The sequence below is a fragment of the Trichlorobacter lovleyi genome (genome assembly GCF_015239775.1).
In the GTDB taxonomy this organism is placed as follows: domain Bacteria; phylum Desulfobacterota; class Desulfuromonadia; order Geobacterales; family Pseudopelobacteraceae; genus Trichlorobacter; species Trichlorobacter lovleyi_B.
In genome coordinates this window covers 3,347,587-3,362,892 of sequence record NZ_CP058409.1, presented here as the reverse complement: position 1 = coordinate 3,362,892, position 15,306 = coordinate 3,347,587, and the positions used below count along the sequence as shown (strand labels likewise).

The 15,306-nt window shown below is 58.3% G+C and carries 9 protein-coding genes and 1 other annotated feature; of the genes, 6 read left to right on the top strand and 3 right to left on the bottom strand.

Going from position 1 to position 15,306, the window contains the following annotated elements; all coding sequences use genetic code 11:
• Positions 1-27: 27 nt before the first annotated feature.
• Entirely contained in the window at positions 28-2,109 is a 2,082-nt protein-coding gene (locus tag FY034_RS15605; protein WP_265552172.1) for a bifunctional diguanylate cyclase/phosphodiesterase, read from the bottom strand.
• 206 nt (positions 2,110-2,315) lie between these two features.
• Between FY034_RS15605 and FY034_RS15600 the strand changes: the two genes are divergently transcribed.
• Positions 2,316-5,123, top strand: coding sequence for a GPMC system transcriptional regulator (locus FY034_RS15600; RefSeq protein WP_265552170.1), 2,808 nt, complete (start codon positions 2,316-2,318; stop codon positions 5,121-5,123).
• A gap of 37 nt (positions 5,124-5,160) precedes the next feature.
• Here FY034_RS15600 and FY034_RS15595 read toward each other — a convergent pair whose 3' ends face one another.
• Together FY034_RS15595 and FY034_RS15590 are read right to left on the bottom strand one after the other, a co-directional pair.
• On the bottom strand, positions 5,161-6,720 hold the full coding sequence (locus tag FY034_RS15595; RefSeq protein WP_265552168.1) for a 2-isopropylmalate synthase: 1,560 nt from the start codon (positions 6,718-6,720) through the stop codon (positions 5,161-5,163).
• Positions 6,721-6,768: 48 nt separating this feature from the next.
• Positions 6,769-6,989, bottom strand: a binding site (T-box leader).
• 78 nt (positions 6,990-7,067) lie between these two features.
• The gene (locus tag FY034_RS15590) at positions 7,068-7,628 is read right to left on the bottom strand and encodes a gamma carbonic anhydrase family protein (protein WP_265552166.1); all 561 of its coding nucleotides are present in this window, start codon (positions 7,626-7,628) and stop codon (positions 7,068-7,070) included.
• A gap of 143 nt (positions 7,629-7,771) precedes the next feature.
• Between FY034_RS15590 and dapF the strand changes: the two genes are divergently transcribed.
• From dapF to FY034_RS15565, 5 genes are all read left to right on the top strand, one after another.
• On the top strand, positions 7,772-8,608 hold the full coding sequence (gene dapF, locus FY034_RS15585; protein ID WP_265552164.1) for a diaminopimelate epimerase: 837 nt from the start codon (positions 7,772-7,774) through the stop codon (positions 8,606-8,608).
• Between the two features lie 160 nt (positions 8,609-8,768).
• Complete coding sequence (locus FY034_RS15580) at positions 8,769-11,333, top strand: glycosyltransferase family 1 protein (protein ID WP_265552162.1); 2,565 nt, start codon at positions 8,769-8,771, stop codon at positions 11,331-11,333.
• 134 nt (positions 11,334-11,467) lie between these two features.
• Positions 11,468-13,588 carry a flagellar hook-length control protein FliK gene (locus FY034_RS15575; RefSeq protein WP_265552160.1) on the top strand — a complete coding sequence of 707 codons (2,121 nt, stop codon included), beginning with the start codon at positions 11,468-11,470 and terminating at the stop codon, positions 13,586-13,588.
• Positions 13,578-13,853, top strand: a complete 276-nt coding sequence (locus FY034_RS15570) for an EscU/YscU/HrcU family type III secretion system export apparatus switch protein (RefSeq protein ID WP_012471350.1) — start codon at positions 13,578-13,580, stop codon at positions 13,851-13,853. Before FY034_RS15575 ends, FY034_RS15570 begins: the two co-directional genes overlap by 11 nt.
• A 44-nt stretch (positions 13,854-13,897) precedes the next feature.
• Positions 13,898-15,304, top strand: a complete 1,407-nt coding sequence (locus tag FY034_RS15565) for a phosphoglucomutase/phosphomannomutase family protein (protein ID WP_265552158.1) — start codon at positions 13,898-13,900, stop codon at positions 15,302-15,304.
• Positions 15,305-15,306: the final 2 nt, after the last annotated feature.

Below are 15,306 nucleotides of genomic sequence, written 5' to 3'. Positions count from 1 at the left end.
CATAATAGGCTCTGGCAGGTGCCTCTGTCAATCGTCTGCTGGTTTTGCCAGAGGCGTCAAAGCACTTGTGATCCCTATGGAATACTGAGCCGAGGCCAGTAACGCCGTCGCCTCGTCGGCTGGAACGGCCCTGCTGTAGAGAAAGCCCTGGCATGTTTTGCAGCCCCAGTCGCTGAGTATGACATGTTGATCAGGGTGTTCCACGCCTTCGGCCACCACCTCCAGCCCCAACCGGTGGGCCATGGCGATGATTGCCTCGACAATGGCGCTATCCTCGCGGCTGCGGGTCAGGTCATTGACGAAGGACCGGTCAATCTTGAGCCGGTCAATCGGAAAGTGCTTGAGGTGGCTGAGCGATGAATAGCCGGTGCCGAAATCGTCAATAGCCAGGCTGATCCCGCGGCGTTTCAACGCCTTCAGCAGGGCAGTCGCTTCCTTGGGGCTGTCCATCAGGGTGGTCTCGGTCAGTTCAAGTTCCAGCCCGCGCGGATCGCAGCCGGTTTCCTGCAGGATTGCGTCGATCATCGGTATCAGGCCCCGCTGCTGGAACTGGCGGGGAGAGATGTTGACCGCTATCCGCAACCGGTGGTAGCCGGCCCGCTGCCAGGCCCGTGCCTGCCTGCAGGCGGTCCGTAATACCCATTCCCCCAACGGGATGATCAGTCCGGTTTCCTCTGCAATGGTGATGAACAGTCCCGGCAGTAACAGCCCCAGCTGGGGGTGCTGCCAGCGCAGCAAGGCTTCAAGGCCGTTGATGCTGCCGGTTGCACTGTCGATCTGTGGCTGGTAGTCAAGGGACAGCTCCTGATGCTCAATTGCCCGGCGTAATGCCTGTTCAAGCTGCATACGCTGCAGCATTTTCTCGTTGTGTTCCGGAGAAAAGAACTTGAAGGTGCCCCGGCCACTCTCTTTGGCCTGGTACATGGCCATATCGGCATGCTTCAGCAGGGTGTCAACATCATTGCCGTCTGTCGGGTAGAGGGCAATGCCGATGCTGGTGCCGCTGTACAGTTCATGACCTCCCAGCTGAAAGAGGCGACTCATGGAGCTGATGATCTTGGCGGCTATTGATCCGGCCTGGCTGCACTTGATCAGATTGGTCAGGATGATCACAAACTCATCGCCGCCGATTCGGGATACCGTGTCGGTGGCACGCACGCAATCTTTCAGGCGGCGGCTCACCTCCTGCAGCAGCAGGTCGCCAATCTGGTGACCAAAGGCGTCATTGACATGCTTAAAACGGTCCAGGTCCAGAAAGAGTACCGCCAGGGTGACATTGCCCCGGTTGGCCAGCGAAAGGGCCTGGGACAAGCGGTCCTGGAGCAGGCTGCGGTTAGGCAGGCCGGTCAGGGTGTCGTAATGGGCAAGCTGGAGTATCTCCTGCTCGGCCTTTTTGCGGTCGGTAATGTCACGTCCGATACCGACAATGGCCTCTATATGGCCCTTTTCATCCACCACCCCCTTCATGGCCCAGCCGATCCAGCGGAGACCATCCAGGGTCTGGGAGCAGATTTCGTGATAACAGGACTTGGGATGGCAGTCCAGGCGCTGCATGGCCTCTTTCATAACCGCCTGACCGCTGCTGTTGATGATCGGGCAGAGCTCCCGCCCCACCAGCTGTTCTTCGTCAATGCCGAACAGCATGCAGAAGGAGGGGCTGGCAAACTGCAACTTGCCTTCGATATCAACCCTGACAACCAGATCACTCTGATGTTCAACCAGCATGCGGTACCGTTCTTCGCTTAGGCGCAGGGCCTGCTCGGCCCGCTTGTGTCGGCTGATGTCGTGGAGTGTAATCAGGATGCCGTTCTGGCGCTTGTCCTGGTCCAGCCGGGTCAGGGTGAACTGGATATGGCGATGCCCCGTGTCGGCTGGCAGACAATGCTCGAACGTATGTTCTTCTTTGGCGTGATACAGGAATGCATCAATTTCAGTGGCAAGCCAGTCCGGCGGAATGCAGCTTGCCCCGTCGTTGAGGGGAATGCAGGAGGGGAGAATCTGATAGGCCGCCTTGTTGGCAAAGGCAAAGTGGCCCTGGGTGTCCAGCATAATCACCGGCGCCGGGATTGCTGAAAAAACCTGCTTGTAGGGTATGCTGGTGTCGGGCATCGGGTAACCCTTCTGTACAGGAACGCTGGCAGGTGGCAGAAAACGGCGTCTGGCTGAATTATAAAATTATAATATTTAAATACTATGGGTAAGTCAATCGCTAGAAATACGAACCGCAGTAGTTGGCAGTAAACTCCTGGAACCTTGCCTGTATCGTGTATGGCGTGTATCTTAAGCGTGTAGGTAAAACACTCAGGAGGGCGGCGATGCCACAAGATGAGTTGCTGCAGGCGTTACGTGTAAAGATTGACGGCTATGGCAAGGAAAACCAGACAGAGCTGCTCTATGTGCTGGCTGAAGGGGTCAGGCTGATTTCCGGGGTTGATCTGGTCAGGATCTATCTTGAAGACCTGATCTCGGGTGCCTTGACCTGTGCCTTTGCCAGTGGGCCTGACGGTGCTGAACTGCGGGAGGTGGCTTTTCCGATTATTACGCAAGACGCCGTGGTGTCACGGGTCTTTGTCAGCCAGTACCCTGCCGACTTCCGTAGCGGCGACGGCGGGGCCGGAACACTTGATGGTGCGGTTGCCGGCCGCTTCAATATTGCATCCAGCAGCTACCTGCCCCTTGTCAGCCGTGGCCGCTCCATCGGCGTGCTGTGCATCGACAGCCGGCATGGCGACCTGGTGCTGTCCGGCAAGATCAAATCCCGTCTGGCAGAATTTATCCTGCAGCTGGCTGAGCGGCTGGATGAGGCCCGCAGTTACCATCAGCAGGTGCAGCTGGCCCGGCGGCTTGAGGAGTCAAAAAAACGGGAGGCAGCCGGACAGATGGTCCGTTCTGCAGTACGCCTGGTGGAAAAGGTTGCCCTGGCTTCGGTGCTGACCCCGCTGGTCTCCGGTGATGGCTCTGCTGCCTTGGAGGTCCTGGCCTGCTATGCTGAAGATCCAGCCCTGCAGATGCAGTATGACCGTCTGGGGGCGATCCTGCTGGAACCCGGTGCATCGCTGATCTCCCGCTATGTTGATGTGCAGGCCATCATCAGAGACGACCGGTTGCTTAAGCCGCTCTTTATCAATGACCTGACCCGCCATGATCTGCAGAAGCGTGAGCTGACCGAACAGATGTCGCTGCGCAGCCTCTATGTGGTGCCCCGTTTTGATCCCCACAGTCACCGGGTGATCTGTCTGGTCAACTATTTCTGCCGTGAAGAATACCGCTTCTCAGAGTTTGAGATGGGGCTCCTGCAGGGGCATGCCGAGATGCTTGCCAGTGTGGTCAGCGGGGTTGGTGGCGAACATCTGGAGATCCGGGTCCTGTCCGAGATCACCGACCTGCTGAATCAAGGTGATGCGGCCCTGCAGCCGTTTTTGACCAAGGTGCTGGCCAAGGCCACCGAGTTGATCGGTGCCGACACCGGCAGCATTGCCCTGGTCGAAGAACGGGATGGCCGGCGCTGGCTGGTGGTGGAGGATGAGCAGGGGACGCTTGTCGGAGCCAAAAACAAGGAGTGGCTGAAGCGCTATATCCCGCCTTTTCTTGTGGGGGGCGTCGAGCTGGCCCCTGAAGAGCGCAGCCTGACCGGCTATGTGGCCTGGAGCCAGCAGCCCAAGATCATCGGTAGTGTGGATGAAGAGCGGACCGGTGAGGGATTTCACCGCTCCATGAGCGATCTGCTGAAGAGCGAGATTGCGGTGCCGGTGGTCTGCGACGGTGAAGTGATTGCGGTCATCTGCCTTAACTCGTTGCGTTACAGCTATTTTACCGAGGAACACCGTCGCATCCTGCAGATTATCGGATCGCTGACGGCCCGCCATCTCTCCGACCTGCAGCGGATCGAGGGGCTGCAGGGAGAGGTGCAGCGCCTGACCACCGATGTCGGCTACAAGGATCCCCATGTCTCCTCCTACCGTCTGGGGAACATCATCGGGGTCAGCCCCACCTCCCAGGCGGTGATTGATTTTATCAATACGGTGTCCCAACCGCTCTTTAACCGGGTTACGCTCTGGAGCAAGAATGTGATGCAGGAGGCCACCATCGGCCTGCCGTCGATTCTGATTACCGGACCGACCGGTTCAGGCAAGGAGTTTTTCTTCAACAACCTCTATAACACGCTCAACTCGCTGTACCGGTTGCAGCTGAATCCCCAAGGTGAGTTGCCCGTAAAAAAGACCAATATCGCGGCCTACAGTGGAGAACTGACCTATTCAGAGCTGTTTGGACATAAAAAGGGGGCCTTTACCGGTGCCTCCAGTGACCGGCGCGGCATCCTGGAAGAGTGTATGGGAGGGGTGGTCTTTCTGGATGAGATCGGTGATGCCGACCCAAAGACCCAGGTACAACTGCTGCGCTTTCTGGATAATGGCGGATTCGTCCGGCTGGGAGAGAACATGGAGCGTTTCAGCCGGGTGCTGTTGGTGGCAGCCACCAACAGGGATCTGCCGGCCGAGATCGCAGCAGGCCGTTTCCGGGAGGATCTCTATCACCGTCTGGCAGAACTCTCGATCCGCCTGCCGTCCCTGAATGAGCGGCGGGAGGATATTCCTGACCTGGCGGTGCACTTTCTGGGCAAGCTCTACCGTACCTATCGAGGACAGCATGACCCTGAGGATCCGCCGGCATTGGCAGCAGACGCCAAATCAGAGCTGGTGCAGCACCAGTATGAGGGTAACATCCGGGAACTGCGTTCAATCCTGCTGCGGGCCATGTTCTTCAGGCGTGGGAATGTGATCGGCGGGGAATCGATCCGGCAGGCGATCAAGGGGGTCGGACTGGGTAGTGTGGCCTCGGCCGGTGATGGACGGGAGCTGGCAAACCATCTGGCTGACACGATTATCGAGAAGATCCGTCAGGGGGGTAACTTCTGGCAGGATCTGTACGAACCGTTTACTCGTAATGACATCTCACGTGATGTGGTCAGGCTGGTGGTGGAGAAGAGTCGCGCCTTTGCCGGTCGTCAGCTGCCGGCAGTGGCACGTAATCTGAGGGCTTTGACAGACGGCATGAGCGATGATGAGCAACGCAAGATGCTGTATAAATTCAAAAACTTCCTCTACAAGACAGTACGGCTGTAGGGGCAGGTCTCAGACCTGCCCCTCTGTTTCCGTAAAATCAAACGGCGTCCATCAAACGCTTCTGCTTGCAGTGCAACCGGTTCAGGGCATGGATGTAGGCCTTGGCCGAGGCCACGATGATATCCGTTGAGGCCCCTTTGCCCACCACGGTATGACCGCCTTCTTCCACCCGGACGGTTACCTCGCCCTGGGCATCGGTGCCGCCGGTGATCGAGCCGACGTTGTACTGAGTCAGCTTGGCCTTGGTCTTGGTCAGCTTGCGGATCGCCTTGAAGGCCGAGTCAACCGGTCCGTCTCCCAGTTCAGCGGTGCGAACCGGTTTGCCGTCGATCTCCATCTGTACCGTGGCCGTGGCCACGGCAAAGGAACCGCAGGTTACCGTAATATGCTCCAGCTTGTACTGGTCCTCTTCCCGTGATTCGTCGGTGACAATCGCATCCAGGTCTTCATCAAAGACCTCTTTTTTCAGGTCAGCCAAGGCCTTGAAACGCTCAAAGGCCCGGTTCAGCATCTCGTCGTCCAGGTCATGCCCCAGCTCCTCCAACCGCTTTTTAAAGGCGTGACGGCCGGAGTGCTTGCCAAGTACCAGGGCGCTGGCGGTCAGGCCGACTGATTCGGGGGTCATGATCTCATAGGTGGATTTGTCCATCAGCATGCCGTGCTGGTGAATGCCGGCCTCATGGGCAAAGGCGTTGGCGCCGACCACCGATTTGTTGGGCTGCACCGAGATGCCGGTGATGTTTGTCAGCAGGCGGCTGGCCGGGGTCAGTTGCTCCGTGGCGATGCCGGTGACAAAGGGCAGGATGTCGCGGCGGGTCCGCAGGATCATGACGAACTCTTCCAGCGAACAGTTGCCGGCCCGCTCACCGATGCCGTTGATGGTGCATTCCACCTGACCGGCGCCAGCCTGTATGGCTGCAATGGAGTTGGCCACCGACAGTCCCAGGTCATTATGGCAGTGGACCGAGATTACGGCCTTTTCAATGTTGGGCACGTTATCCTTCAGGTACTTGATGATATTGAAGTACTCAAACGGCACCGTGTAACCGACCGTATCCGGGATGTTGACCGTGGTGGCACCGGCAGCGATTACCGCCTCAACCACCTGGGCCAGGAACGGCAACTGGGTCCGCACCGCATCCTCACAGGAAAATTCCACGTTGGGGGTGTACCCTGCTGCCCGCTTGACCGCCTTGACAGCCGCCTCCAGCACTTGCGCCGGCTCCATCTGCAGCTTGTACTTCATATGGATGTCCGAGGTGGCGATGAAGGTGTGGATCCGTCCTTTTTCGCCGGCGTACTTCAGCGCCTCCCAGGCCCGGTCAATATCCTTCAGGTTAGAGCGACACAGACCGGCAATCTCAGGTCCCTTGATGGTCTGCGCCACCTTCTTGACCGCCTCGAAGTCACCTTCCGAAGCGATCGGGAAGCCGGCCTCAATCACGTCTACGTTCAGTTTCTGCAATTGCTTGGCAAAACGCAGCTTTTCGTCAATATTCATGCTGTTGCCCGGTGCCTGCTCGCCATCCCGCAACGTAGTGTCAAAAATTTTGATTACCCGTGTCTCGTCCTTTGCTGCCTGCTTGGCCTTTGCCATGCTCCACCTCCTGTGTGGTGTCCTGAAATAAAAACGCCTCCGCCCTGTTGCAGGGACGAAGGCGTATAGCTTTCGTGGTACCACCCTACTTCGTTTGCAGCATACTGCAAACCTTAATTGATCCGTTACGTGGATAAGTCGGCTCCGACTACTGCTGTTTCATCGGAGCGGCTCCGAGGCGAGTTCACAGTCTCCATCCACCGGTTCGCACCACCCACCGGCTCTCTCAAGGATGTACCTCTGTTACTACTCCTCTTCCCAGCCTTTACAACAAATGTGCTGACATCATAAGAAGACCGGATCAGTCCGTCAACTGTTTTGTTTTTAAGGGTGTAGGTTTAGAGATATCAAACAGATGGGGGCGCAAGCGGCACTCCCAGACCATCCTCCAGAAACTCCCGTGAATAGCGCACATAGTTGTCGGCAGACTTCTTCAACCAGGCGATCTCGTCCGGTGTCAGATCACGCTTGTATTTGGCCGGAGCGCCAACCCAGAGGGTGTGGGGCGGGATAATGGTCCCCTCGGTGACCAGTGCCCGGGCACCCACCAGGGCCCCTTCTCCCACCACTGCCTTGTCCATCACCATCGCCTGCATGCCGATAAAGCAGCCGTCTTTCAGGGTGCAGCCATGCAGGGTGACCGAATGGCCCACGGTGACATCGTTGCCAATAACCAGCGGCGCACCGGGATCATCGGCATGCTTCTTGTGGGTGACATGCAGCATGGTCAGGTCCTGGATGTTGCTGCGGTCGCCAATACTGATAAAGTTGACATCGCCGCGGGCCACCACGTTGTACCAGAGGCTGGCCTGGGCCCCGATGCTGACTTCTCCAAGTACCACGGCGGTCTCGGCAATAAAGGCGGAAGGGTCGATTTGAGGGGTGATACCCTTGAAGGGACGGATCATGCGTGGGTTCTCCTTGGCAGGTCTGAATAGAGCCGAAGTATACACGTTACATTCATGGTACGTCCATGATTTCATCTTGTTGCCGTGACGGTATTCTGCTACTTTCTTGATTCTAATACATTGCTTTCAATGGAGGAGCGGTAATGAAGTTTACCAAGATGCATGGTGCTGGCAACGACTACGTGTATGTGGACTGTTTCAAGGAGACCGTGGATAATCCCGCTGAAACAGCGATCAAGGTTTCCAACCGCAATTTCGGGATCGGCTCTGACGGCCTGATCCTGATCATGCCCAGCGATAAGGCCGATGTACGGATGCGGATGTTCAACAGCGACGGCTCCGAGTCGGAGATGTGCGGCAACGGCATCCGCTGCGTGGCAAAGTATGCCTATGACCACGGCATTGTGACCAGGACCGAGATTACGGCTGAGACCGGTGCCGGTATCCTGACCCTGCAACTGTTCCCCAATGCCGCCAACAAGGTGGAGCGGGTGCGGGTCAACATGGGGCCGCCACGGCTTTCCCGTGAAGAGATCCCGATGAACGGTACTCCGGTCGCCCAGGTGGTGGCTGAAGAGCTGACCGTGCTGGACAAGACCTTCAAGATCACCTGCGTTTCCATGGGTAACCCCCACTGCATTATCTATGTCGATGATGTGGACAACTTTCCGGTGGCCACCTATGGTCCCTTGATCGAGAACCATCAGCTGTTTCCCCGTCGTACCAACGTGGAGTTCATTCAGATCATCTCCCGTACTGAAGTCAAGCAGCGCACCTGGGAGCGCGGCGCAGGTGAGACCCTGGCTTGCGGTACCGGTGCCAGTGCCGTCTGCGTGGCAGGTGTACTGAACAACCTGACCGACCGCAAGATCCTGAACCATCTGGCGGGCGGTGATCTGGAGCTGGAATGGGTTGAGAATGGCCCTGTCTTTATGACCGGTCCGGCAACTGAAGTGTTTAATGGTGAGATTACGTTGTAGAAACGGTCTTTTCTCGCCCCAGTCACGTCAACCTGCGGGGCGGCATGCTCAGCGTACTGTCTGGTACGCTTCCGCTGCCGTCCCTTGCTAGCCGCAACTGGAACAAGAAAATCCTCGTTTCCTGATTAGTTATCTAGTTGTCCTATCCCCGAGGTGTTCCATGGATTTCTCCAAACTGCTCCACAAATTCACCGTTGTCCCCTCCCTGTCCGATGAGCTGGCCCCGCTGCAGCGGATTGCCTACAACCTCTGGTGGTCCTGGGACCCGGATGCGATTGCCCTGTTCAAACGGCTGGATATTGACCTCTGGAACGCCACCCGCCACAACCCGGTGGAGATGCTGGGAATCCTGCAACAGACAACGCTTGAATCCCTGAAGCAGGATGAAGGGTTCATGGCCCATCTGCAGATGGTGGACGAGAAACTGACCGCCTATCTGTCGGAGAAGTCCTGGTTCCAGAAGGAGTACAACGGCGATGCCGAGCTGAAGACCGCCTATTTTTCCATGGAGTTTGGCCTGCATGAGTCTCTGGCGGTCTATTCCGGCGGCTTGGGGATTCTGGCCGGCGATCACCTTAAATCGGCCTCTGACCTGGGCTTGCCGCTGGTGGGGGTGGGGCTGCTGTATCGCCAGGGCTATTTCCGCCAGTATCTGAATAACGAGGGCTGGCAGCAGGAAATCTATCCTGAAAATGACTTCTACAACCTGCCGCTGATTCTGGAGCGGGATCAGCAGGGCCGTCCGTTTGAGGTGGAGCTGGAGTTCGGTCCACGCCACTTCAAGGCCCATATCTGGCGGGTGCAGGTGGGACGGGTGCCACTCTACCTGCTGGATACCAACCTGGAGGAGAACAGCCCTGAAGACCGCCTGATTACCTCGCAACTGTACGGCGGTAATCAGGAAATGCGGATGCTGCAGGAGATCCTGCTGGGGATCGGCGGGGTGCGTGCCCTGCGTGCCCTGCGGATCATCCCCAATGTCTGCCACATGAATGAAGGCCATGCCGCCTTCCTGGCCCTGGAGCGGATCAGGCTGGTGATGGAGAAACGCAAGATCAGCTTTAGCGAGGCCCGTGAGGTGACCAGGGCGGGTAACATCTTTACCACCCATACCCCGGTTGAGGCCGGGATCGACCACTTCCCCACCGAGATGCTGGATAAGTACTTCACTAAATATATCAGGTCATTCAACCTTTCGCGGGACGAATTTCTGGGGCTGGGACGTCAGAATCCGGCAGACCAGTACGAGAGCTTCTGTATGGCGGTGCTGGCCCTGAAACTGGCAGGCCATGCCAATGGTGTCAGCCAGCTGCATGGCGAGGTTTCCCGCAGCATGTGGAAGAATCTCTGGCCGGAACTGCCGGAAGAGCAGTTGCCGCTCAGCTCCATTACCAACGGGGTCCATACCCGCACCTGGATGTCAGGCCAGATGGGCAGTCTGCTGGTACGCTACCTGGGTACCCGCTGGCTGGATGACCCGACCGATCACAATGTCTGGCGCAGGATCGGTAAGATACCGGATGCCGAGATCTGGCGTACCCGCCAGAGCACCCGCGAACGGTTGGTGGATTTTGCCCGTTGCCGCCTGAAGGAACAGTTGAAAAAGGTGGGGGCTACCGCCAAGGAGATCGCCACCGCTGATGAGGTGCTGGACCCTGAGGTGTTGACCATCGGCTTTGCCCGACGCTTTGCCACCTACAAGCGGGGCACCCTGCTGATGCGGGATCTGGATCGTCTGGACCGGATTTTGAACAATGCTGATCGTCCGGTACAGATCATCTTTGCCGGCAAGGCCCACCCCCATGACACCGAGGGCAAGGAGCTGATCCGTCAGATCGTACAGGTCTCCCATCAGGAGCGCTTCCGGCACCGGATCGTCTTTATTGAGGATTATGATATGGAGGTGGCCCGTCATCTGGTGCAGGGGGTGGATGTCTGGCTGAACACACCCCGTCGCCCGATGGAGGCCAGCGGTACCAGCGGTATGAAGGTTGCCTTTAATGCGGGCCTGAACCTTTCCATTCTGGATGGCTGGTGGTGTGAGGGCTATCAGGGCAATAACGGCTGGGCCATCGGTAAAGGTGAGGTCTACGCTGATCTGGAATACCAGAATCAGGTGGAGAGTGGCGCTTTGTATGACCTGCTGGAAAAAGAAGTGGTGCCGCTCTACTATCAGCGCGGCGGTGATGGTATCCCCAGGGATTGGGTCAGCATGATGAAGGCCTCGATGCAGTCGCTCTGTCCGGTCTTTTCAACCGACCGGATGGTTGAGGAGTATGCCCAGCTCTCCTATATCCCTTCCTATCGGCAATGGACGCGGCTTGAGGCCAATGATCTCGGGCTTGCCAAGGAACTGGCAGCCTGGAAGAAGCGGGTCTTCGGAGGCTGGAATCAGGTCGGAATTGAGGCCACCGAGGCAAAGCTAAGCGATTCGGTGGCAGTGGGCAGCAGCCTGCCGGTCAGTGTTACCGTCAGACTGGGTGGCCTGAAGCCGGATGAAGTGGCAGTGGAAGGCTACTTCGGTGTCCTTGATAATCAGGGGGTGATCCGTGGTGGCGAGATTGTTCCGTTGGCAGTGACGGAAACCTTGGAGAACGGCCGCTACCGCTTTGCCGGAGATCTCGAATGCCGCTTTTGCGGACGCTACGGCTTCATGGTGCGGGTGATGCCGAGACATGGGGAGCTGGGGCTGATCTACGAGCCGGGCTATCTGATCTGGGGATAAAACGTGCTGCGAAGGCCGTCTGCCCATCGTCATGCCTGCAACACGCAAGTTTTGATGGTTTTCTGAGTCTTATTGCAGAGACGTGGGGGCTGATCATTTTTTAGATCGCTGCCTTTTCTGCCGATAAACAAATTATGGCCTTTCCCTCTGACATACAACAGCAGGTCTATGACCTGCTGTCCCGCAGTTCCAACCTGGCGATAATACCTGCAGAACCTGTTGAACCGACTACGATTGGGGTCAGCCAACAGCCGCTTACCCTTGCGCCGGGGCAGCGGGTAACGGCCGAGGTGACCGGTCAGCCCCAGGCAGGCAAGATTCCGGTTCAGATCGGTGGGTTGCAGCTGCAGCTTGATCTGCAGATGGCGGTCCGCCAAGGGCAAAACCTTGAGCTGACCTTTGTCGGTAATGATCCGCGCCCGACCTTTGCCTTGGCAAGGCCAGGGGTCAGCGCACCGCCGGTCAGCCTGTCCGATGCCTCCCGGCTATTGTCCCTGCTGGTCTCCAATGAGCAGTTCATGGAGCCCCACCAGCGGTCATCCCTGCAAAGTATCGGTGATCTGCTGCGTCAATCAAGCGGCCAAACCAGCGTGCTGGCCGGTTTTCTGGATGATTTTCTGACCTACCGTACCGATGGTCGCGCGGTGGTGGTCCCGCCCGGCGGGCTGCTTGAACGGCCTACCCAGACAGTCGGCGGTGAGTCCGGCCAAACACCGAATACCGCTGCCGGTCTTGCCGGACGTTCCACCGCCGGTTTTGAAGATGCCGCTGCAAAGATGCTGTTAAACCTTGCCCAGCGGGCGCGGCTGACCCTGGTGGATGTGGCCAATCAGCCCCTGGCGCCCTTGCCGTTGCAGCCGGGTGAAGAGGCCAATGCCCTGGTGCAGGGGCGCCTGCCCGGTGGACGGGTGCTGGTGCAGCTGGCTGGCGAATCGCTGGAGCTGCAGCTCTCAAAACCGGTGACGCAGGGAGAAATTCTGCGGCTGGCGCTGGTAACCCAGCAGCCGAAGCTGGTATTTGCCCTGCTGGGGCAGCCGGTTCAGGATCAGCCCAGCAACGTGAGTGAGGCTGCCCGTTGGCTGAGTAGCCTGACAAGCAAAGAGAACGGGCAGAATGAGGTTCAGCGTACTGTCATGGAGCGGCTGCAACAGGTTGTCAGCAGTTTGCCGCCAGGCTCCTCTGCCCTGGCTGCCATTCTGGACGAGGCGATGACCTACGGTGCCTCGGCCAATCTGTCCGCGCGCTCATTGCAAAACCGTGCGGTGCCAGCGGCTGAAGGAAAGATTGACGAGAGTGTCCTGAAGCTGCTGCAGTCATTGATGCAGGGCAACCGCCTTACCCTGCTTGAACCTCAGGTTTCCGCTGATGCCTTAAAGGGGTTCCAGGCCGGTCAGCAACTGCGAGGTGATGTGCTGCAGTCCCTCGGTGGTGGCCGGTTCATGGTCCAGGTGGGTGGTCAGGCCATGGCGGTGCTGTTACCCAAGGGGGTGAAGGCCGGTGACAATCTGAACCTGTTCTTTATCGGCGAAGACCCTGCCACCTTTCTACTGGTGCGCTACGGCAAGGGGGGCGATGCCCTGGTCAGCCAGACCGGGCGCTGGGTCAGTACCTTGCTGGGCATGCAGAATCAAGCGGCGCCCCTCAAGGAGGGGCTGGGTATCCTGCGCACCCTGTTGCAGGGGGCCCCGTCCGATCCGGTTCAGCTGGAGCAGATGCTGCGCAAGGGGTTGAAGGAGAGCGGCCTGTTCTATGAGGCCCATCTTTCCCGCTGGTTCAGTGGCGAGTACAGCCTTGAACAGCTGCTGCAGGAACCGCAGGGGCAGCTTTCCCTGCAGCCGGGCAGTCAGGAGGCCCGCTCAGCTCAGCTGCACCGAGAGGAGGGGAGCGATCCCCGTACCCTTGCAATGGTCAAGGAACAGCTGGCCTCACTGCAGACCGGTCAATTGCTGTTTCATGGCGAACTGTTTCCCGGCCAGCCGATGGAGTGGCGTATCAAGGATCGGGAAGGGCGGGGGCGCAGTGGTGGCGAAGAGCAGCAGACCACCCCCTGGGAGACCTCGCTGGCCTTGACCCTGCCGCAGTTGGGACGGGTGGAGGTTGCCTTGAGTCTGAACGGGACCCGCCTGGACCTGGTGATCGGTGCCGACCATGAGGGCACAGCCAGTCTGATGGAAGCGGAACGCGGAGAACTGCACGGACAGCTGCTGGCAGCCGGTTTTGAGCCGGGGAGTATTGTGGTGAAACATGGCTCGTGAACGTCAGCTGCATGACCAGCGGATGGCAGCAGCGCTATCCTATAAGCAGGGCTTTTATGCGCCGGTGGTGGTGGCCAAGGGGAAGGGGATCATGGCCGAGGCGATCATTGCCTGTGCCAAGGAGGCCGGCGTCTATGTGCATGAGTCACCGGAATTGGTGACCCTGTTGATGCAGGTTGACCTGGATGAGCATATCCCGGCTGAGCTCTATCGAGCCGTTGCCGAGATACTGGTATGGATCTATAAAATGGAGGGCAAACAATAGGAAATGCCTCATTTCCTGGCCCTGATTATTCTGGAGGAGTTCGCGTGGAAATAAAATTTGGGACCGACGGCTGGCGCGGGGTGATCGCCCGCGAGTTTACCTTTGAGAATCTGGGGCTGGTGGCACAGGCAACCATGGACTGGATGACCCGTGAGGGTTTGGCGGACCAGGGGCTGGTGGTGGGATATGATCGTCGTTTCCTGTCGCAGGAATTTGCCTGGCGGGTGGCTGAAGTCGCAGCCGGTAATGATATCAGGGTGTTTTTGTGTGATGAGGTGGCGCCGACACCGGCGGTTTCCTGGGCAGCCAGGGCGCTGAAGGCCGGAGCTGGTGTCATGATTACGGCCAGTCATAATCCGCCGATCTATAACGGTTTCAAGATCAAAGAAAATTTTGGCGGCTCAGCACGTCCGGAAACGACCCGGCTGCTGGAACAGATTGTTGCCTACAACAGGGCAGAAGGGCGCCTGGTTCGCTCGATTCCGTTTGAAGAGGCCTGCCGTAGCGGCAGGATTGAGCAGTTTGATGCCGCCACCGGGTATCTGCAACAGCTTGGTCATCTGGTTGATATTGAGGCGATCCGCAGGGCCGGTATCCCTGCCGTGGCTGACCCGATGTTTGGGGCAGGCAGCGGATTTTTCAAACGTCTGCTGGGGATTGACGAGATTCATGCGGAACAGAATCCCTCGTTTGGCGGCCGTCCACCGGAGCCGATCGGCGAAAATCTGCAGGAGCTGTGCGGCCTGCTGGCAACTGGCCGTTATCGGGTCGGCCTGGCCCTGGATGGTGATGCCGACCGGATTGGTGCGGTGGATGAACGCGGCGAGTTTTTTTCATCCCATGCGATCTTTACCCTGTTGCTGAAACACCTGGTGGAACGCAAAGGCCTGACAGGCGGGGTGGTCAAGACGGTTTCGTCAACCCGCATGATTGACCTGCTGGCCCAAAAGTATGATCTGCCACTCTATGAGACACCGATCGGCTTCAAGCATATCTGTGAGCTGATGCTGGACAAACAGATCCTGATGGGCGGGGAGGAGTCGGGTGGTCTGGGTATCAGCGGCCATATCCCGGAGCGGGATGGCGTACTGATGGGGCTGCTGTTGCTGGAAACGGTGGCAATGACCGGTAAGGGGCTGCGCCAGCAGCTGGAAGAGATCATGGACGAGATTGGCCATTTTTACTACCGCCGGATTGACACCCATATCAGTAGCGAGGCAAAGGAGGCGTTGCTGCAGCGTTTGAGGAACGAACCGCCTGCGACCATTGCGGGGCGGACTGTTGCCGCCACCAACTTCAGTGATGGCTTTAAGTTTGTGTTTGATAACGGCGACTGGCTGCTGGTGCGTCCCTCCGGGACCGAGCCGGTCCTGCGTCTCTACAGTGAGGCTGCGGAGTCGGCCATGGTTGATACGCTGCTGCGGGCAGCCCGCCAGATAGCCGGGGTATGACG